Below are 19,771 nucleotides of genomic sequence, written 5' to 3' on the forward strand. Positions count from 1 at the left end.
GAATCTGCCTCCAGAGGCAAAATGCCGTTGTCATTCCAGATCAGACGCACAGGACACAGCTCTCAGAACAGAGAATAACACTCTTCAGACAAAATGTGAGAAATCCGCGTCAAGGTTCTGGGCGACCGGGAGCAGGCGCAGTCGATTGAGGCCGGTGATGCACTGGAAATCCTGCGTCGGGTTCTGGCCAAAGAAGACATGCCTGAACTTCTCTCCACCGTGCGTCAGACCACGGCACGCAATCGCGAGATCGCGGGTCTCTTTCGTGGAGAGGAGGCGACCCGTGAGCAGCTGGAAGCGTATCGCGTCAAAGGCAAGGCGGCCTATGCGCGCACGGACGCGGAGAACGACGACGATCCGCGTAACCGCTTTCATTTCGATGAGGTCAGGCGTGCGATCGGCATGAAGCGCGAGGACGGGACGATCAGCCTCGTGGGCGGTGATGAGGATGAGGTGATGCAGCAGATCGCCCGGCTTTATGTCACCCGTCGGGACGCACTGGCCGCGTCAGGTTCCAAGAGGGGCGTCACCATGTCCGCGCTGACCAACCGGGATGCGGCCGACCTCAGCCGTGCCGTGCGCTCGATCCTGCAGGAACGGGGCGAGATCTCGCGCAAGGAGATCACCGTGCAGGCCATCGACCAGCGCGGCGAGACCTACGATCTGCAGGTCGCGGCCGGAGATCGTCTGCGGCTCTATCGTCGCACATGGGGCACGGTGGACGGGCAGGGTAAGACCGTTGGCAACAATGGCGATGTCGTCACCGTGGTCGCGCACAGCAAGGACGGTCTGCGTGTCCGGACCAGGGACGGCGAGGTGGCCGACGTCGAGTGGCGCCGTTTCCGTGACGCCAAGAGCGGGCGCGTGCTTCTGGGGTTCGGTTTTGCCATGACTGTGGATGCCGCTCAGGGGCTGACGTCGGACGAGCACATCAACGCCATGCCACGTGGTGTCGGCAACGCGACCGGCTTTACCAGCTATGTGGCCGAGAGCCGCGCTAAGGGCACAACCTGGACCATGATTTCGGACGCCGCGACCTTTGAGGCCGTGCGGAACCAGAGGGCGCTCGGCGATCTTACGCCCGTCACCAGCGACGAACTCTGGGATCACGTCGCAAAGGCGATGGCCAACAAACCCTACAAGGCGCTGGGTATGGACGTGCCTTTTCGGACGCCCGAGGAGCGCGATCAGCGCGTGCAGGAACTGATCCGCCTTGGTGTCGCCCAGGAGACCCTCGCGCAGTCAGACAGGGACTATGGGGGCGAGGTTCAGCGCAAGGTGCAGGCCATCTCGCTTGAAAAGACGGCTGGCGCGCGTCTTGCTGATCTGGATCGCAAGATCGAGGCGATCATGAAGCACGCCGGGCCGACGATGACCACGACCGAGCGCGTGCTACGCTGGCAGAGGGCGCGGACTGTTTCGCCGGGACCGGGGATGTAGCTGATTTTTATACCGGTTCCAGTTTTTTTCACTTATGGGAGGGGCGTCAAACTGATGTAAACCGGAGTGTCTGCATGCGTTCTCTTGCTGTCGTTGCCCTTCTGCCCGTTCTGGCTCTCGCAGGATGCGGAGATGACCCACAGGCAGCGACCGAGGGAAACTTCAAGAAAGCCCTGAATCAGCACTATGAGAAATCCTGCATTCCGGTAGGTGAGCAGTTCGTTTTCACCATGGGTAAAGCGGATTTCCCTTACACGGTGGAAGGTGACGACACGCGCCCATGGGACGCACTGACGTCGGCCGGCCTGTTGTCGGTCAAGGACGAGACGGTTCAGAAACCGGTTCTATTCGGGATGGGCACGCAGACCGTTCATCAGAAAACCTATTCCCTCACGGAGATGGGAAAGGCGGCCAGATATCGCAACTCGTTCCAGTTCTGTGCCGGACGTTACGCGGTGACGTCGATTGACCACTTCTCCGAGCCGGGTACGGTTCCAGGTGGAGGACAGAAAATCTCCGAGGTGGTCTTCCACGTCACGGCGACGGATGTGCCCGATTGGGCGCATAATTCGAATATTCAGAAAGCATTCCCCGAGCTTGCGACGGCGCTTCAGAAGGATAGCGTCCAGAAGGCCGTTATGGTCCAGACCAACAAAGGGTGGATGGATGCGGACGATTTCAATGCCGCGACAACGAACTGATGCCCCCAGTGTCCACTACAAGCCAATGATGGTTGAAAGGCACATCTTCCGATGTATCGACTGTTCTTTTGTCTCGATGTGCGCTGCATCGATGTAAACGAAATTTGTTATTAAATTGGCGATTGGCATTGTCATGGAAATGTATGAAGATTGCGCGTAAATTTCGTAATTATTGTTTCCACGAAGCAGCGGTATACAGGATTATAAACGTGGTCGACCAGTTTCCCCGTGTTTTTCAGGCGAACGCTGATCGCTTTTATCGGCGTGTGGTTGAGGTAACACTTAACCAACTTCCCGTGCATAGCGCGCTCACCATGGGGAAGGCGGAGACTTTAACCGAGTTCTTGAATAGCTGCGCCGCTCAAGTCGATAATTATATAGCGAACGAGGCTATCAAAGCATTCGTCCTCACATTCGACGGCATGTTTGAACGTCAACTTAGGCGGTGGTCAATCGAGCATCACGTGAGGGAAGAAGATTGGAAAAAACTGATTAAAAAGTGCATAAATATCGGCTCGCACCGTCTTGCTGAGAATAAAATCGACGACGTTCTCATCGAAATGCATGATGTGGCGAATGTGGTCCGCCACGGTGACGGCCCGTCGTGTAAGAAACTGCGAACTCACGCGCCACACCTTTGGGGCAATCCGCCTTTCGACTGTTACGACTTGGTTCCTGGTAATGTGCCCGTAAGCGATGAGATTCGAATTCAGTCGAATGATTTGCGGCGTTATGCACGTGCCATTTTTCGATTTTGGGGACACATGGATACACTGCCTGATGCTGCATTAGATTGCTCATATTGAGTGATTAGTCACAGGATTTGACGGTGGGTTATTTTCACGAGAGTGGATGAAACGTTACGGGCCGAATGCAGCATGGGAGCGACATGTCTAAATGGTTGGGGTCAGCCCCCGAAACATGATGTGCTACGATACAGTTTCTCATCGCCCCTCGACCGGCCATCCATGATCGGGCACACTGTAACGGCCTGTTCTGTAAGCCTGAAAGCCTGTTCCCATGCCCCGTGGTCGCCCCCGCAAGAACCCGGATGCCGCTCCGGCTCCAAAGAAAACAGCACGGGCAAAGACGACAGCCGCGACGCTCGGCTTTGAGCAGCAGATGTTTCTGGCAGCCGACAAGCTGCGCAAGAACCTTGAACCTTCCGACTACAAGCATGTCACGCTCGGACTGATCTTCCTGCGCTACATCTCCACGGCCTTCGAGGCGTATCACGAGATCCTTCTGCACGATGATCCGGCCGCAGCGGAAGACCCGGACGAATATCTGGCCGAGAACATCTTCTGGGTGCCGGAAACCGCTCGCTGGTCGCATCTTCAGGCCAACGCCCGCTCGTCCGGCATCGGCAAGATGATCGATGACGCCATGCTGGCCATCGAGCAGGCCAATCCTGAGCAGCTCAAGGGCGTTCTCCCCAAGGATTACGGCCGTCCCGCGCTGGACAGCGTCATGCTGGGCGAACTGATCGACCTCATCTCCGAGATCGGCATGGGCGGCAGCGAGGATCAGGCCCGTGACGTGCTGGGGCGCGTTTATGAATACTTCCTCGGCGGCTTTGCCGGTGCGGAAGGCAAGCGCGGTGGCGAGTTCTACACCCCGTCCAGTGTCGTCCGCACGCTGGTCTCCATGCTCGAACCCTATAAGGGCCGCGTCTATGATCCCTGCTGCGGGTCGGGCGGCATGTTCGTGCAGTCAGAGCGGTTCGTGGAAAGCCACGGTGGCAAACTAGGCGACATCGCCATCTATGGGCAGGAAAGCAACCACACCACCTGGCGTCTGGCGAAAATGAACCTCGCCGTCCGGGGGATTGGCGCGGATATTCGCTGGAACAACGAAGGCAGCTTCCTGCGCGATGAGCTGAAAGACCTGCGCTTCGATACCATTCTCGCCAATCCGCCGTTCAATATCTCGGACTGGTGGAATGCCTCGCTGGAGGACGACCCACGCTGGCAGTACGGCAGGCCTCCTGCGGGCAATGCCAACTACGCGTGGCTCCAGCATATCCTGTGGCACCTCGCCCCGAACGGGACGGCAGGCGTTGTGCTGGCCAACGGCTCCATGTCGTCGAACCAGAACAGCGAAGGCGAGATCCGCCGCCGCATGGTCGAGGCCGACGTCGTGGACTGCATGGTCGCCCTCCCCGGCCAGCTTTTCTACTCGACCCAGATTCCGGCCTGTCTCTGGTTCCTGACCCGCACCAAAAACCCGAAAGGCTGGCGGGACCGGCGCGGGGAGATGCTGTTTATCGACGCCCGCAAGCTCGGCACGATGGTCGATCGCACCCGCCGCGAACTGACAGATGCGGACGTCGCCCGCATCGCCGACACCTACCACGCCTGGCGTGGCGAAAAGGACGCGGCCCCCTACGAGGACGTTCCCGGTTTCTGCAAGTCCGTTAGGCTCGATGAGGTGGAGCAGCACGGCTTTGTGCTGACACCCGGCCGCTATGTCGGCGCGGAAGAGGCCGAGGAAGACAGCGTGCCGTTTGCCGAACGCTTCGCGGCGCTGGAGAAAACCTTGCAGGAGCAGTTCCGACAGGGCGAAGAACTGAACGCGAAGATCACCGCGTCCCTGAAGCGGGTCATGGCGTGAGCGGCCACGTCCTGCTTGCGACGGGGAAAAAATCCGGATAATCTGGATAAATCGAAATCCGGAGCGATATCATGACCAGTCTCAGCATATCCTCGGCCGAGTTTCAGAAAGGCTTCGGTCGTTATCGTGAAGCGGCGCTCAGGGAGCCCGTCACCATCACCAACCATGGCCGTGACAGCCTCGTGCTGATGGGCGTGGAGGAATACCGGCGGCTGAAGCGCCGTGAGCGCCGGGTGATGGGGCTGGACGATTTCAGCGAGACCGACATCACCGCCATTGCTGCCAGCGAAGCCCCCGCCGAGGCCAGCGCGTTTGATGATGAGCGCCTCTGAACGTGCCTTTTCCCGCACCTGTCGCGGGCCTCGTGATCCGCTATGCCTTTCTCTGGCGCAACGAGGCCGCACGCGGACAGGAAGAAGGCACGAAGGACCGTCCCTGCGCCGTCATTCTCGTCACGAACGATGACGACGGCGAGGCCCTCGTGACCGTCCTGCCCATCACGCATACGCCCCCGGCCGATGAGCGGCTCGCCGTTGAACTGCCCCCTGCGACGAAACGACGTCTCGGACTGGACGATGCGCGGTCGTGGATCGTCGTCACCGACGCCAACCGCTTCATCTGGCCCGGCCCGGATCTTCGACCTGCCCGTCCCGGCGATGCCGCAAGTGTTGCCTGTGGGCTTCTGCCAGCCGGCGTTTTCAACGAAATGAGGGACAAGTTCCTCGCCGCCCTGCGTGCCCGCAAGGCCGGGCAGGTCCAGAGGAGCGCTTAGCCCATGACCCTCTATCTCACGCCACTGGAGCGGGCGCTGGATCGCCTAAAAGAAGGCTGGGCGCGGCATATGGCTCATCCTGACGACGAGCAGTTGCGCGACGGGCTGATCCAGCGTTTCGAGTTCACCTACGAACTCAGCCACAAGACCCTGAAGCGGTTTCTGGAAGCCAACGCGGCTTCTCCAGAGGAATATGACCGCATGGGCTTTCCAGACCTCATCCGCTCCGCCAATGAAGCCGGGCTTCTCAAAAGCGCCTGGCCGCAATGGAGCGTGTTTCGCAAAATGCGGAACATGACCAGCCACACCTATAACGAAGCCTCCGCAAAGCAGGTCGTGGCGACGATCCCGGATTTTATCGACGAGGCAGCGTTTCTGCTGGCCGTTCTGAAAGACCGGACCGCGTGACGGACCGGATCGACATCACGCGCGAAGAACGGGCCATCGTGCTGCGTATTCTCAACGAGATTGTGTCTGACCGGGAAGTGCGGGCGTTTGGCTCGCGCGTGACAGGCAAGGCCAAGCCGTTCTCTGATCTGGATCTGGCGATTATGGGGGATGAGCCGTTACCGCTGGAGACGCAGGCGCGGCTGGAAGAGGCGTTCTCGGAGTCCGATCTACCGTGGAAAGTCGATGTGCTGGATTGGGCGCAGACTGAAAGGGATTTTCAACAAATTATTATAGAAAAATACCAAATATTAAAGAAAAGGAATAACGCACTATGAATATAACCAATTGGTCCATAGTGCCGGTTAAAACAGTATGCGAGCTGATTGTCGATTGTGTTAACCGTACAGCCCCCCTTGAAGATGGGGTTACACCGTACAGAATGATACGCACGACAGATATCCGCGACGGAAAACTAAATTTTAAAGATGCCAGGTACGTAAATAAGGAAATATTTGACAGGTGGACACGTCGAGCGAGCGTGGAGACCGGAGATGTTCTCCTAACCAGAGAAGCTCCAATAGGCGAGGTATGCCGTATCCCAAACGATGAAAATCATTATTTCTTGGGGCAGCGCATCATACAGTACAGAGCTGCGCCAAAAAAAATTGATCCGCTTTTTTTATATTATTCCTTTTGTTCGAATTTTCTTAAAAACCAATTCCTTGCACATGATGGTTCTGGGTCGGTCGTAAGCCATATTCGTGTGGCTGACTGTCATGAATTCAAAATCCCATTGGCTCCCCTTTCCGAGCAAATTTCCATTGGAAAAATATTAGCGGCTCTCGACGACAAGATTGACCTGAACCGTCGGACGAACGAGACGCTGGAGGCGATGGCGCGGGCGTTGTTTCGGGACTGGTTTGTCGATTTCGGACCGACACGGGCAAAAATGGCCGGACAGACGCCTTATCTCGCCCCCGAAATCTGGGAGCTTTTCCCTGACAGGCTGGATGATGAGGGGAAGCCGGAGGGGTGGGGCGTCACGACCTTGGGTAATCTGGCTGAGACGTGTGGAGAGAATATCTCTCCAGAAGCGGTTGGGCCGGAAACGCCCTATGTTGGACTTGAGCATCTCCCAAGGCACTCACTCGCCCTTACTGACTGGGGGACTGCCGACAAGGTTACGAGTGGCAAAAGCCGATTTTTGAGGGGAAATATCCTATTTGGCAAATTACGCCCTTATTTTCATAAGGTCGTTATCGCCCCCGTGAGTGGAATATGTTCTACAGACATTGTCGTTATTGATTCAAAGAAGACGTTTTTCCGTTCCATCGTTAGGTTATTGTGCTCGTCGGAAGATTTTGTGGAATTCACCGACAGAACATCGCAAGGTACAAAAATGCCTCGCACAAGCTGGACTGCGATGCGAAGCTATGAATTGACACGCATTCCTGATGACGTAGCGTCAATTTTTGAGGATTTTGCGTCCCCAAATTTCTTCAAAATTGAGCGGAATATCAGGGAGTCCCGCAGTCTCGTCCAACTCCGCGACCTTCTCCTCCCCAAACTGATGTCCGGCGAAATCCGCATTCGTGATGCCGAAAAGATGCTGGCCGACGCGCTATGAGCTTCCTGTCCGAAAACGAGATCGAGGACTGGGCCTGCGAGATCCTGCGGGAATGCGGCTACACCGTCACCACCGGACCGGAGATTTCCCCCGGCGGTGCTCGCCCCGAACGCGCCTCGTTATCGGACGTCATTCTGACCGGCCGTCTTCGCGCCGCCATAGACCGCCTGAACCCGCATCTGTCGCAGGCCGCGCGGGATGAAGCCCTGCTGGCCCTCCGCCGGGAAGATACGCCGGATGTCGTGGACGAAAACCGCCGCCTGCACGGGTATCTGGTCGATGGCGTGCCGGTGGACGTGGTGCGCGAGGACGACACGCAATCCGGAGACCGGGCGCGACTGGTCGATTTCGACCGTCCCGAACGCAACGACTTCCTCGCCGTGCGTCAGTTCGTGATGGAAAAGGACGAGGCCAACCGACGGCCGGACCTTGTGCTGTTCGTCAACGGCCTGCCGCTGGGCGTCATTGAACTGAAGAGTCCGAGTTCCGAGAACGCCACGCTGGATTCCGCCTGGAACCAGTTCCAGACCTATCGCGCCTTCATCCCCTCCCTGTTCCGCTTCAACGAAGTGCTGGTGATCTCGGACGGCACGGAAGCCCGCGTCGGCTCGCTCACAGCGGACCGCGAGCGGTTCATGCCGTGGCGCACGGTCGATGGTGAAGAACTGGTGGCGAAGAACCATCAGGAAATGGAAACCGTGCTGCGCGGCGTGTTCACCCCGCGCTGGCTACTCGCTCTGGTGCGGGACTTCGTGCTGTTCACGGAGAAGGACGGCAGCCCGATCAAGATTCTGGCCGCCTATCACCAGTTCCATGCCTGCCGGAAGGCCGTGGCGCAGACTGTCCGGGCCACGGCGCAGGGTGGTGACCGCAAGGCGGGCGTCATCTGGCATACGCAGGGTTCGGGCAAAAGCCTGCTGATGACGTTCTATGCCGGGATCATCGCCCGTCATCCCGAGATGGAAAACCCGACGATCGTCGTTCTGACCGACCGCAACGATCTGGACGATCAGTTGTTCGCGACATTCTCCGGCGCACAGGCGCTTCTGCGCCAGACACCGGAACAGGCGGACAGTCGGGACGATCTGCGCAAACTGCTCCGACGGGCGTCCGGTGGCGTGATCTTCACCACGTTGCAGAAGTTCCAGCCCGAAGGTGACGAAGAGACCGTGCCGCTGCTGACGGACCGCCGGAACATCGTGGTTATGGCGGATGAGGCGCATCGCAGCCAGTACGGGCTGGAAGCGAAATTCAACCGCGAGACAGGCAAGGTCTCCTATGGCTTTGCCAAGCATCTGCGGGACGCCCTGCCCAATGCGTCGTTCATCGGCTTTACCGGAACGCCGATTGAGACGGCGGACGTGAACACCCGTACGATCTTCGGCGACTACATCGACATCTACGACATCGCGCAGGCGGTGGAAGACGGCGCGACAGTCCCGATCTATTACGAAAGCCGTCTGGTCCGCATCGAGCTGGATGACGACGTCAGGGAAGAGCTTGACGACGAGCTGGCCGGGATCGTCGAGGGGCTGTCGGAAAGCGAGGAGCACAGGCTCAGCCAGAAATACTCACGGGTCGAAGCGCTGGTCGGCGCGGAGCCGCGTCTGAAGCGCGTGGCGGAAGATCTGGTCCGGCATTTCGAGAACCGGCTGGAGGCACTGGATGGCAAGGGCATGATCGTCGGCATGAGCCGGGCCATCTGCGTGGCGCTTTATGACGAGATCATCCGCCTGCGTCCGGACTGGCACAGTGACGACGACAACGAAGGCGTCATCAAGGTCGTGATGACGGGCAGTTCGTCCGATCCCGCCGGGTTCCAGCCGCATATCGGCAAGCGCCCCAAGGCACGACGCGAATTGCTGGCCAAACGTATGAAGGATAATGCTGACCCGCTGAAACTGGTGATCGTCCGGGATATGTGGCTGACGGGGTTCGACGTGCCGTCCATGCACACGATGTATGTGGACAAGCCCATGCGCGGTCATGGTCTGATGCAGGCCATTGCCCGCGTGAACCGAGTATTCAAGGGCAAGCCGGGTGGTCTGGTCGTGGACTATATCGGCCTCGCGCAGAACCTGAAAGCCGCGCTTGGCGAGTATTCGGCGGGAGACCGGGAGCAGGTCGGTATTGATGAGGCCGAGGCCATCCGGGCTTTGCAGGAACGCTATGAGATTGTCCGGGCCATGTTCAATCCGGAACAGGCTGGCGGGTTCGATTACCGCCCTGCACTCGTTCCCGGCACCTCTCCCAAGGTGAAGCTCACGATCATGGCTGGGGCACTGGATCATGTGCTCGGCCAGCAGCAGCGGGAGGCCGCGCAGGCGACGAGCGATGAAGCGCGCAAGGCGGCGCAGAAACGCTTTCCTGACGCAGTCAAAGCGCTCTCGGTCGCCTTTGCGCTGGCGTCGGCCAGTGATCAGGCGGCGGAATTGCGCGATGAAGTCGGGTTTTTCGAGGCCGTGCGGGCGGCTCTGGTGAAACAGAGTGGAGATGATTCAGACAGGAAGAGCCCGCAGGAGCGCGAACTGGCGATCAGGCAACTGGTCAGCCGGGCCGTGGTGTCCACGGATATCATCGACATCATGGAGGCCGCCGGGATTGGTCGGCCGGACATTTCCATCCTGTCCGACGGATTTCTTCAGGAAGTCCGGGAAATGCCCCAGCGTAATCTGGCGATCGAGGCGCTGCGAAAACTGCTGGAAGGTCAGATCCGCAGTCGCAGCCGGTCCAACCTGACAGAAGCCGAGGCCTTCTCGACACGCCTTGAACAGGCGGTCGGCCGGTATCACAACAACGCCCTCACGTCCGCGCAGATTCTGGATGAACTGATCCGGCTGGCGCATGAGATGGCGGCGGCCCGCTCGCGAGGAGAAGAACTCGGCCTGACGCCGGAGGAAGTGGCGTTCTATGACGCCCTTGCCCGGAATGACAGTGCCCGCGAAGCGATGGGCGATCCGGGTCTGCGTGTGATCGCGGCGGCCCTGGTCAAGACGATCCGGGAAAATGCGACGGTAGACTGGAACGTCCTGGCCCCGACACGCGCAAGGATGCGCACGGCGGTCAAACGCCTGCTCCGAAAGTATGGCTACCCGCCGGACATGCAGGATGAAGCGGTGCAGAATATCCTCAGGCAGGCCGAGGAGTTCGCACCGCTATGGGCGGATAGTGCGCGGTAAGAGAGACGCATGTGGGCTTTTGCCTCAGCGTGGAGTTTCGGAGTGCTCCCCGCATTTCGGTCATCCACGGACGTACGCTTCCAACAAAAAACGGGAGGCCGGACGGACCTCCCGTTTTCTGTACTTACCTGTTTACCGTGAGACAGACTGCGATCTGTCTCACGACGATGATGCCACGGTCTGTTTTTTAGACAACCCCCATGTCAGGCTGCCAGACGGTCCCGCAGCGCACGGGCGGCGGCGAGAATGGCCGTCTCATTGAGCCTGCTTCCTTCGGGCTCCCCACTGTTAAGGCGCACGATCTCGCTGAACGCATCACGCGCACCGATCATCATGGCCGCCCGACGTCGGGCGGATCCGCCTGCCACATCGGACAGTTCTTCCAGTTCGGTCAGGCGGCCGAGAAGAGCCGCATCAATGGGCGGACGCGGCCGGGGCGGCACGGCAAAGCCATCGCGCTCCTTCTGCGCCCACGCATAAAGCGGATTGAGGAAGGAGGTGTCGGCCTGCCCGCGCACACCGAACGGATCTCCAGCCGTGCCGGCGAACTCGGCGGCGCATTCTCCTGCTTCGGCAATAAGGCGGCCGACGTCGGTTTTGTTGTCGTTGGCGAGATCCGCCACGAACCGCGTGAGACTGGCAGCCAACGGTGCCGAAGCCTCCTCGGCCAGGAAACTACCATCCTCAATCGCCTCGAGCACCTTCCACGTCTCCGCATCCGGGGCGGCAGCATGGCCTTTTTTGTCCACGGGGAGCATGACGGGCTGGACGCGGCGCACCGCGCCCTTGCGGCCATTGAGCTTGGCGAAGAAGGTCTTGGAGTGAGTGAGACGGCCGCCCCACATGGTGATGGCCTCGCCTTCGAGAAGGGTCTGCAGATCGCTCCACGGCAGGCGCGACACCTCACGGATCTCGGCGCTCTGACCGGCGTAGAGATTGCCGACCTCGCTGCGCTCGAGATGCGTGACCTGTGAGACTTCCACCTTGTCGGCCTGCTGTTCCAGCCATTCACGGGTTTTCATCGCGTCCTGCAGACGCATGGCGTGCGTGAGGTTGGCATTGCCGAGCAGGGTGAAGGCTTTCTCGCCAATGCGCGCGGTCAGACCGGGCAGATCCTGAAACGAGAACCAGAACATGCAGTTCAGGCCGCGTCCCATGGCCGCCATCCGATCCATGCCATCGGTGACGAAGGCTGCAAGCTCGTCGAAGAAGAGATGGAACGGCGCATCGCCCGATCCGGCCTTCAGCTTGAAGATTTCGTCGCCATCGCCGTGGAGTTTCGCACCAAGCAGCTGCGCCATGACACCGCGCTGCGAGGCGACCACGATCTTGCCGAGACCCGCGAGACTGTCCGAGGAGTTCTCAAGAGAGGGCAGGATGGTCACGAGAATGCGGCGGTTGAGCACCACATCGCGCATGATGATGTCGGCGTTCTCGACATTGAAAATATGACCGAGCGAGACCCCAAGCTGGGTGAAGACCTTGGAGAAATACATCTTGGCGTAGCCGTGCTGTTCGGACGGCTTGTTTTCCTTCTGGGCGTTCCATTCGAGCGTGGAATCATAGCCGGGCAGTTCGCCGAGATACGCCTGCAGCGGCCAGAGAATATCGGCCGGGATCTCGGGGACGCTGCGCTCGAAGGGATGATCGGACTCCGGATTGCGGATAAGAAAAACCTTGTGGCGTGCGAGCGTGCCGATCCAGCGCAGTTCCATCGCGTAGCGGATGCTGTCCACGTTGATCGACACACCGTGCGTGTCTCGCATCCAGACAAGCGCCGGAATGATCGTGCCCGCCAGTCCCACAGCGCGGTCGCGAAAGACGCCGTTGGAATCATTGGGCATCGCTTCGCCGAGCTGGCTGACCAGCATTTCGCGGATGGCGTCTGCGTTGCCACTGCTGAACGGATTGAACGTGTTGGAATCCTTGGCTCCGCTGGCGACAAGGAAGTTGAGCACCAGCACCTGATCGTCGAGACCGAAACGCCGGGCAAGGGCGAGCACATCACCGTAAACGGTGTTGTCGCCTTTGGCGTCGATGAGGATAAAGCCAGAGCCGTGTGCGAGGGGATTGGCCGCCAGCGAGACGATGGCGGTGGTTTTACCCGCACCGGTCGTGCCGGGGATGGCAGCGTGTTGGCGCGCCGCATCCGAGGTCATCCAGATCTGACGGCGCGTTCGGGCTTCGGTGCCGAGATAGACGATCCCGTCCGCCTTCTGCGGCTTGCGGTCCTTGGGCGAGAGGTTGTTGCGGTCGGTCTCGCCGGTGTAGCGCGGCAGATGCAGCGGCAGGCTTTCGGGGCGCATGAGCACCCACATCGCAATCAGGGGGGCAAGAACCAGCGCCGGTCCGGTGAGCGCTGGAATCAGCCACGCGCAGAAGGCGAGAACGAGCATGTACCATCCGGCCAGAGGCGAACGCACGTCGTCCGCCCAGCGTGTCCACCAGGGCCGTGAGTCCCGGTAGATCCTCTCGCGGCTGATCTGCTGGTTGGCGACCGGCCCTGCAATGCGACGGGCGACCATCTCAGTTCTCCAGTCCGAAGGCGTTGGCGGGCGGGGGCGGGGCAGAGGCCGTCGGCACACCTGGCGGCGGCTCAACATGGACGGGTTGCTTCAGGGCCTGAAGCAGGGGCTGCCTGTCGTCGCGAGCGTGCGCGTTGCCGTTCTGGGGCATCGCGCTGTCGGGACCATCGCCGGGAATGGGTGGAAGATGCGCGAAGTGCAGCGGCGGTTCCGGCTCCGGAACAGGTGCGGTCACGCGCAGGACGACGAGAACCGCAAGTACTCCGACGCTGGCCAAAGTGGCGGGACGTCCCCACGCACGCCATTTCGGACGTTTTTCTTTCGGCTGCCCTTCTGACGCATCCGCGACAGGCGCAGCCTCTCGGGCGGACGGAAGATGAAGATGGACGGGCGCGTTATCGCCGGTGTCCTCGATGTCGAGGGTAATAGGCGCGGACGCGCCCGTCCGGATCACGATACGGGTCATGGGAGGGTCTTTCAGGCCGCGGGCCGGATGGTGGCGAGGGCGCGCTCGAGCGCGGGCAGATAAAGGGGCCGACGCAGGCGGCGCTCTTCCTCCCAATGGGCGCGAGCGCCCGCCGCTTCGATGCGGGGATTGGGGTGGACATCCTCACGCGGGTTTTCGCTGGGGAAGCCCAGGGAGTGCAGCGCGTACCAGAGCGGCCGGTCGATCAGTTTGACGATGGCAAAAGCGGGCGGCGCGAGAACACCGGCCGCAAGACGGGCGTCACATAACAGCGTCATCAGCGCCGTTGTGGTCCAGCCGTGCAGCTCGCAGCTTGTGGCGATCGCCTCAGCGATCTCCGGTGTGGCGAGCACTGCGTCAGCCTGACGCACGACGGTCTTCGGGACGGGCAGGGGACGTGCGGGACCATACTCACTGGCCGTGTCCACATCGGCCATCGCTTCCGAGAGATTGCCGAGCAGCTCCATTGCTTCCTTGCGCCGCTGCAGACGATGCAGCGCAAAGGCGGTAAAGAGGATCCGGGCGATGGGCGGCGCGTCCTGTGCGCGCCCGTTGAAAGGCACGCCGACCTGTCGGGTAAAGGCTTCGGTCGCGCCGACCTCATTGAAGCTGCCATCCTCGTTGCGGGCGTAGCGCGACGCCCATTCCTCGGCTGTCAGCGCGGGATCGGCCGGACGCGGATCGCCGCGCTCGCCCGGGGGCACTAGGGCCGTCAGACGACGTTTGGCAAAGCCGCGCAGCGTTGGAAACATGCGCGCCTGCACCTCGATAAAGGATTCCAGATCGAGCACCCGGCGCAGTTCACGATTTTCGCCGCGCAGGATGCACACCAGGGCGCAGAGCAGTGTCAGGCAGATCGCCGGCCAGCGGATCGCCACACCGACGATGGAGATCCCGTAGTAGAGTTGGATCAGCCGGATCGTGGAGGGATGGATGCAGGCATGGCGTAACTGACCGGCCAGTTCATTCAGGGCCGGGCTGGGGCTCAGATGTCCGATCTGCCATAGCAGCGAGCGCATCACGAACAGCGAGATCTGTGTGTGCCAGGTTGACCATGTGATCCAGCACAGAAGACCGGTCACAACGACGAACATGGCCGCGAGAACCGGGCCACTGTCGAAAAAGCTGTCCATGCCGGACGAACGGGAATGGGCGGCGCTCATGAGCCTTTCTCCATACTGGCGGTTCGCATCAGGTCATGGGTCACACTCCAGACGCGCTGGAGATAGGCCCGCCCGAAGCGCGGCGTGTGGGAGTGGTAGTAGGCAACGGCCTGCCAGAGATCCCCATGGGTCTCGCGCAGCGCGTCGGTAAGGATGTGGCTTCCGGCTTCGATGTTGGCACAGGGGTTGTCGCGCAGGGCGCGCCAGGCGCGTGCGGGCGTGGTGTGCCAGCGCCGCGCGATCTCCGGCACGTGGGAACTGTTCACCTGCATCGGCCCCAGATCGAAGGTGCCGTTGTCGTTGCGCACGGTGCTGCCGAGGCGACCGCCCTCGACGTAGAGGAGAATGAGCAGCACGCTGCGCGGCACACGCTCATGCCGGCTGGCCGCTGTCAGACAGGCGAGGGTTTCGCGGCCGGTCTCCTCGAGTTCCTGCGCATGTGCGGGCTGGCTCACCAGGGCAAGCCCTACGAGGGCGATCGGAAGAAGGCGCTTCATGCGGCCTCCTCGCGCACCGTGCGCTCGCCGGAAACCTGAATCAGCCGCAGGCCGTAATCCCAGACGGTCGGCAGTTCGTTGAGCGAGAGGTGATCCTGCTCGAGGCCGAGCCTCCTGAGCACTTCGAGCAGGCAGAGCAGCACAACCACAAGGGAGTCCGACCGCACAGCGGTCAGTTCCACGCCGGTTGCCGCCTGTTCTGACGGCTTGAGGGTCAGCCCGAAGCCCGTGCCCGTCAGGCTGTGCCAGAGGCTTTCGGCGGCCACCATGAAGGCGGCCAGGAAACCGTCCGGCGCGCAGGCCGCGCGTATGGCTGCGGGCGCCATGGGCTGGCCGTTGAGAAACACCGGGCGGCCCTGGCGCTCGATGAGCGCCTGCAGCAGTTTGCCCACGCGCTCGGGCGGGAGAGAAAGCGATGATGCGCTCATCCGTAGCGCCTCCTTTTCCAGGTGGGTCGGGCGGTGCGCAGGCGGCCGCACAGGAAGCGCCGCATGCACCCCCAGGCGGTGATGGGCGTCAGCCCGAAAAACGAGATCGTGCCGAAGAAGAGCGTGCCGACGACGCCAATGATGAGGGTGGTCCAGCTCCAGTAGCTGATGGAGATCAGCATCGGCAGGCAGGCGCTACCGTCGAGGAAGAGGATGCGAACGGGCAGACCCGTGGCGCGCCACATCAGGCGTCTCGCTTTTCGGCGAGGCGCGCGGTGTCCTCGGTAATGAAGCCCTGTTCGAGACGCAGCCGGATCGCGGTTGCGAAGCTTTGCCCGTCATGGTCCACGGCCTGACGGATCAGGTCGGGCCATGTGTCGGCGTCCTGCGTCAGCAGCTTGCGACGCAGCGCGCGATCGAAGGTGACGAACTCGCGAATGGCGACGCGGCCGCCACCTTTACGCGGCAGAAGGCGCTGGTTCATGACGAAGCGCAGCGACTGCGCCAGCGCGCTGACGAGGTTGTCGCGCTCGGCGCGCGGGCACAGCGAGATGGCCCGCTGGATCATCAGCGGCGCGTCGTCGGCATGAACGGTGGTCATCAGTTTGCCACCGGTGATGGCGCAGTTGATGGCGGCGTCCATGGTCTCGCCGTCGCGGCACTCACCCACGATCAGATCCGTCATTTCCCGGCGCATACAGCCGCGCACAAAGGAGGCGAACGTCATGTTGGGCGGGCGGATCTCGGTCTGACTGATCCGCGAGCCATGAGGGGGTTTGAGGTAGTCGAGCAGAAACTCGATGGGCTCCTCGCCGGTCGCCATGTCGCAGCTGTAGCGGGGATCGAGCAGCTTGGCCTCGGCCAGTCCGAACTGCAGCGTGGATTTACCCGATCCGGTCGATCCGCCCACGAAAACCATACCACTGGGGAGATTGTTAGTGGCGCGGATTTCGTCCTCGACCAGCTGATCGTCGAGGCTCGGCGGCTTTGAAGGGATCGGCCGCATCACGATCTGCGTGCCCTGTCCCTGCAGGGTCATGACCGGGCAGATATTGAGCCGAAAACGCAGGCTCTCGGTGCGGCCGAGCCGCACGCTGTAGGCGGTGTCGATCTGCTTGTTGACCTGAATGTTGGCCGGGCCGTCATTGCCATAGACGTGCCGCACAATGTCATCGACGTCCTGCGCCTTCATGGGAGAGACGGTCACGTAGCGACCGACCCCATGAACCTTGATCGTGGTGCGATGGCCGGTCTTGATGTCGATCCGCGACGCGCCCTGTCGGTGAGCCCATTTCAGGAGATCGTCGAGACCGGGCGCCACCTTGCGGGCCTCGGCGACCCATGGGTATTCGACGCGCCCTTCGTGGGGCCAGCCGTCGAAGGCGATGACGTTGGGCTTGAGGGACGCGCTCATCGGCAATCCTCCGGATATCCATAGCTTTTGCGGATTTTGCCCTGCAGGCCGGGCTGGCCGGTGATGCGGATCACGCGGTCGTCGAGGTGGAGCATGTCGCCCCCGCCTACGGCGGCCCGGTTCTCGAACACCACGCGGGGTTCTTCGACGCGGCCGGCGTGCAGCAGCACGCGGTAGCGGGCCATGCCCTTGTAATCGCTCTCAAGCCGGGCGACGTCGGAGAGGAAGATCTCCACCGCCTGCTTTTCACCGTCCGCCCAGCCCTCTGCGACCCATGAGTTCCAGTAACGGACTTCCTTTTTGGTCAGGGGCAGGGCAGCTGCGGCCGGATGGCGCGGATGCGCCCATGAGCGGACGAGATAGGTGCGCCAGTTAGGCGGCGCGGATGTCAGCTGCGCCTCGCGGGTGATCTCGAAGACGCATCGGGTTTCACGCGCGACCTGACCGCTGTCGGAGAGGGCCATCGCCATCTGTGCCTGTGTCACGATAGGCGGCTGCATCAGGGTCTGGCCGCCGCCCACGGGCAGCACCAGAGGGCGGAAATCAAACGTGCTGTCGAGGATCGGCTCGTAGCGCTGGAGCATCTGATTTATGGCGAACGACCGCGCGGCCAGACCGCCCTGTGCGCCGTAGATATGGGCGGCTTCCTGTAACTGCTCCCGACGTCCGTTCTTGAGGCCGTCGCCCTTCTCGTCGTTGGGGCGCGTGTCCTGCAGGGCTTCCAGAGAAGGGGGCGCCTCGCCGCCCGTCAGGCGCTGCAGGTCATAGGAGCCCGTGACCGGCGTATTGGTTGGGTTGGCCAGCGCCGGGTCGTTGGCCATGACCTCATTGGCCGAGGGCATCGGCGGTACGGGCTCGGGAATGAGCGTGCCGTTTGGGGCAGGCGGCGGCGTCGGGCTTTCGAAGGGAAGTGTGTAGCCGATCTTGCTTTGTGCGAGCGCGGGCGTGGCCAGCATGGTGCCGAGCGCCAGCACCGCGAGACGGCGAAGACGATCAGCCATTGTAGGTCACCGTGATGCTGTCGGTGAAGGGATCGACGGCGACGGTGGCCCTGGTGCCGGCCTGATCGCCCAGAGTGCGCAGATGATCGACAAGCGGAGCCGTGGCGTTGATGTCCACGGGTATGTCCTGGCGCTCGCCGCGCGTGGCCACGGTGTAGCCGATCGAGCGTGCGAGCTTTTTGACGCCCGGCAGAAGCGGGCCTTTCCAGACGAACCAGACGTCGCGGCGCAATTCCTCGGGAACCTGCGCGTTATCGGCGGTTATCGGCGGGACAGGGACCGTTGGGCGCAGCGCACCGAACTCGGCCATGTCGTGATTGGTGCTCTGGATCGCCCGTTGCAGCGCAAGCTCGGTGTTGGGCATGCCGGTTGTTTCGACCGGACCGGGATGGCCCGGTGTCGAACACGCGGCAAGGCACAGCAGCAGGGCGGGCGGGAAAAGATGGTGTCGGTTCATGATGCCCTCCTCGGATTGAGGGCATCATCGGATCATCGCGTGCGACTTAACGCGGGATCATGAAAAAATTTCGCCGAGAAGGAAATCAAAGAGAAAGGCATTGAATCAGCCGGTCGGTTATCGCTTCTTTTCTGCCGTTTCCGCAACCGATCAGGTTTCTCGAATGCAGACATCAGCATCGACCATCTTTCGCTTCATTTGTACTAACAACCGTGATACATATGTGCATACACGCAAGGAGGCTTTGTATGTCTGCTGTTACATTCCGGGTAGATGAAACGCTGAAGGCAGCCGCAGTTGAGAAGTTGTCGGCTCAAGGCATTTCACTTTCTGACGCACTGCGCGATACGCTCGCGTATATTGCTGAAACGGGTCGCTCTCCCGTCAAGCGGAGGCTTGTCACAGACGAGGATGCGGAGCTTATCGAGATTGTGCGCGAACGCCTAAAAAACCCTGCCCAAAAGTATCGTATGACTTTTGCAGAGCTTAAGAGCCGTCATCGCGAATGAAAGAGTATTGTCTTGAATTCGACGACAGAGCGCTCAGAGAGTGGGATGCTCTTGACGGCAGCGTGCGTAAGAAATTTGAAAAGAAGCTAGAAAAGCTGATCTGGAACCCTCACTCTCCAGGAAACGAACTGCATCGCGACCTATCAGGGTTTTATAAGATCAAGCTTCTGAAAGATGGTTACCGCCTTGTTTATCAGGTCATCGACGAACGGATCGTCATCTATGTAATTGCCGTTGGCCGGAGAGCCGATAATGAGATTTATGAACTGGCTTCGAAGCGAACAGAGTGAATTTACTTTCTTGGTAGAAAGTCAGCTCCCGCCTCAGTCCAGACATAGGGCGCTCCCACCCACATCCCGATAGCGGACATGACTGTTTCAAAGCCGATCAGCCGCCGTGCTCGCGATAGCGCCGACGACCTTGCTTTCGATGCCGTAATAGCCATGTGGAGAGAGCGAGCCGCAGGCTTTCGCTGATCGTTCGAAGCCTCCCCTGACTGTGATCACGCGCGCATCTGGCGAGCGCGTCATGGCTGCGACGATGCGAGGCGCTATCTCGGGAGGCGCCGCGGCGCAAACATCATGGTGGT

The 19,771-nt window shown here is 60.9% G+C and carries 22 protein-coding genes; 12 read left to right on the forward strand and 10 right to left on the reverse strand.

What is annotated here, in order from left to right:
- The first annotated feature begins 198 nt into the window (after positions 1-198).
- From GOB87_RS13075 to GOB87_RS13120, 10 genes are all read left to right on the forward strand, one after another.
- The gene (locus GOB87_RS13075) at positions 199-1,440 is read left to right on the forward strand and encodes a hypothetical protein (protein ID WP_242006425.1); all 1,242 of its coding nucleotides are present in this window, start codon (positions 199-201) and stop codon (positions 1,438-1,440) included.
- 74 nt (positions 1,441-1,514) lie between these two features.
- Complete coding sequence (locus GOB87_RS13080) at positions 1,515-2,141, forward strand: hypothetical protein (RefSeq protein ID WP_166317656.1); 627 nt, start codon at positions 1,515-1,517, stop codon at positions 2,139-2,141.
- Positions 2,142-2,350: 209 nt separating this feature from the next.
- Positions 2,351-2,947 carry a hypothetical protein gene (locus tag GOB87_RS13085; protein WP_198911720.1) on the forward strand — a complete coding sequence of 199 codons (597 nt, stop codon included), beginning with the start codon at positions 2,351-2,353 and terminating at the stop codon, positions 2,945-2,947.
- Positions 2,948-3,161: 214 nt separating this feature from the next.
- The gene (locus tag GOB87_RS13090) at positions 3,162-4,754 is read left to right on the forward strand and encodes a class I SAM-dependent DNA methyltransferase (RefSeq protein ID WP_166317659.1); all 1,593 of its coding nucleotides are present in this window, start codon (positions 3,162-3,164) and stop codon (positions 4,752-4,754) included.
- A 71-nt stretch (positions 4,755-4,825) separates the two neighbouring features.
- Positions 4,826-5,086, forward strand: a complete 261-nt coding sequence (locus GOB87_RS13095; RefSeq protein ID WP_166317662.1) for a type II toxin-antitoxin system prevent-host-death family antitoxin — start codon at positions 4,826-4,828, stop codon at positions 5,084-5,086.
- 2 nt (positions 5,087-5,088) lie between these two features.
- Positions 5,089-5,526: a type II toxin-antitoxin system PemK/MazF family toxin gene (locus tag GOB87_RS13100; RefSeq protein ID WP_166317664.1), complete on the forward strand. Its 438-nt coding sequence runs from the start codon at positions 5,089-5,091 to the stop codon at positions 5,524-5,526.
- A 3-nt stretch (positions 5,527-5,529) separates the two neighbouring features.
- Positions 5,530-5,934 carry a nucleotidyltransferase substrate binding protein gene (locus GOB87_RS13105; protein WP_166317666.1) on the forward strand — a complete coding sequence of 135 codons (405 nt, stop codon included), beginning with the start codon at positions 5,530-5,532 and terminating at the stop codon, positions 5,932-5,934.
- A complete protein-coding gene (locus GOB87_RS13110; protein ID WP_166317669.1) occupies positions 5,931-6,251 on the forward strand; it encodes a nucleotidyltransferase family protein in 321 nt (106 codons plus the stop codon). Before GOB87_RS13105 ends, GOB87_RS13110 begins: the two co-directional genes overlap by 4 nt.
- Positions 6,248-7,543, forward strand: coding sequence for a restriction endonuclease subunit S (locus GOB87_RS13115; protein WP_166317672.1), 1,296 nt, complete (start codon positions 6,248-6,250; stop codon positions 7,541-7,543). Before GOB87_RS13110 ends, GOB87_RS13115 begins: the two co-directional genes overlap by 4 nt.
- Positions 7,540-10,722: a type I restriction endonuclease subunit R gene (locus GOB87_RS13120; protein ID WP_166317676.1), complete on the forward strand. Its 3,183-nt coding sequence runs from the start codon at positions 7,540-7,542 to the stop codon at positions 10,720-10,722. Before GOB87_RS13115 ends, GOB87_RS13120 begins: the two co-directional genes overlap by 4 nt.
- Before the next feature lie 203 nt (positions 10,723-10,925).
- On the opposite strand, the gene GOB87_RS13125 is transcribed toward GOB87_RS13120, so the two are convergent.
- From GOB87_RS13125 to GOB87_RS13165, 9 genes are read right to left on the reverse strand one after another with little or no spacing between them, the layout of a single operon-like run.
- Positions 10,926-13,247, reverse strand: coding sequence for a type IV secretory system conjugative DNA transfer family protein (locus tag GOB87_RS13125; RefSeq protein ID WP_166317679.1), 2,322 nt, complete (start codon positions 13,245-13,247; stop codon positions 10,926-10,928).
- A 1-nt stretch (position 13,248) separates the two neighbouring features.
- Positions 13,249-13,713: a hypothetical protein gene (locus GOB87_RS13130; protein WP_166317682.1), complete on the reverse strand. Its 465-nt coding sequence runs from the start codon at positions 13,711-13,713 to the stop codon at positions 13,249-13,251.
- Between the two features lie 11 nt (positions 13,714-13,724).
- Positions 13,725-14,876, reverse strand: a complete 1,152-nt coding sequence (locus GOB87_RS13135) for a secretion/conjugation apparatus DotM-related subunit (protein WP_166317685.1) — start codon at positions 14,874-14,876, stop codon at positions 13,725-13,727.
- Positions 14,873-15,373, reverse strand: coding sequence for a lytic transglycosylase domain-containing protein (locus GOB87_RS13140; protein WP_166317688.1), 501 nt, complete (start codon positions 15,371-15,373; stop codon positions 14,873-14,875). Before GOB87_RS13140 ends, GOB87_RS13135 begins: the two co-directional genes overlap by 4 nt.
- Entirely contained in the window at positions 15,370-15,801 is a 432-nt protein-coding gene (locus GOB87_RS13145) for a hypothetical protein (protein ID WP_166317691.1), read from the reverse strand. The genes GOB87_RS13140 and GOB87_RS13145 overlap by 4 nt, the downstream gene beginning before the upstream one ends.
- A complete protein-coding gene (icmT, locus tag GOB87_RS13150; protein ID WP_166317694.1) occupies positions 15,798-16,046 on the reverse strand; it encodes an IcmT/TraK family protein in 249 nt (82 codons plus the stop codon). Before icmT ends, GOB87_RS13145 begins: the two co-directional genes overlap by 4 nt.
- Positions 16,046-17,215 (reverse strand): type IV pilus twitching motility protein PilT, encoded by a 1,170-nt coding sequence (locus GOB87_RS13155; protein ID WP_166317697.1) that lies wholly within the window; start codon positions 17,213-17,215, stop codon positions 16,046-16,048. Before GOB87_RS13155 ends, icmT begins: the two co-directional genes overlap by 1 nt.
- Positions 17,212-18,216, reverse strand: coding sequence for a type IV secretory system conjugative DNA transfer family protein (locus tag GOB87_RS13160; RefSeq protein WP_166317700.1), 1,005 nt, complete (start codon positions 18,214-18,216; stop codon positions 17,212-17,214). Before GOB87_RS13160 ends, GOB87_RS13155 begins: the two co-directional genes overlap by 4 nt.
- Positions 18,209-18,673, reverse strand: a complete 465-nt coding sequence (locus tag GOB87_RS13165; RefSeq protein WP_166317703.1) for a DotD/TraH family lipoprotein — start codon at positions 18,671-18,673, stop codon at positions 18,209-18,211. The genes GOB87_RS13160 and GOB87_RS13165 overlap by 8 nt, the downstream gene beginning before the upstream one ends.
- A 248-nt stretch (positions 18,674-18,921) precedes the next feature.
- Between GOB87_RS13165 and GOB87_RS13170 the strand changes: the two genes are divergently transcribed.
- Both GOB87_RS13170 and GOB87_RS13175 read left to right on the forward strand, forming a co-directional pair.
- Positions 18,922-19,182: a type II toxin-antitoxin system RelB/DinJ family antitoxin gene (locus GOB87_RS13170; RefSeq protein WP_166317706.1), complete on the forward strand. Its 261-nt coding sequence runs from the start codon at positions 18,922-18,924 to the stop codon at positions 19,180-19,182.
- The gene (locus GOB87_RS13175) at positions 19,179-19,472 is read left to right on the forward strand and encodes a type II toxin-antitoxin system RelE family toxin (RefSeq protein ID WP_003618711.1); all 294 of its coding nucleotides are present in this window, start codon (positions 19,179-19,181) and stop codon (positions 19,470-19,472) included. Before GOB87_RS13170 ends, GOB87_RS13175 begins: the two co-directional genes overlap by 4 nt.
- An 87-nt stretch (positions 19,473-19,559) precedes the next feature.
- On the opposite strand, the gene GOB87_RS13180 is transcribed toward GOB87_RS13175, so the two are convergent.
- A complete protein-coding gene (locus tag GOB87_RS13180; RefSeq protein WP_166317709.1) occupies positions 19,560-19,712 on the reverse strand; it encodes a hypothetical protein in 153 nt (50 codons plus the stop codon).
- Between the last annotated feature and the right edge of the window lie 59 nt (positions 19,713-19,771).

The sequence above is a fragment of the Acetobacter estunensis genome, assembly GCF_011516945.1.
Lineage (GTDB): Bacteria > Pseudomonadota > Alphaproteobacteria > Acetobacterales > Acetobacteraceae > Acetobacter > Acetobacter estunensis.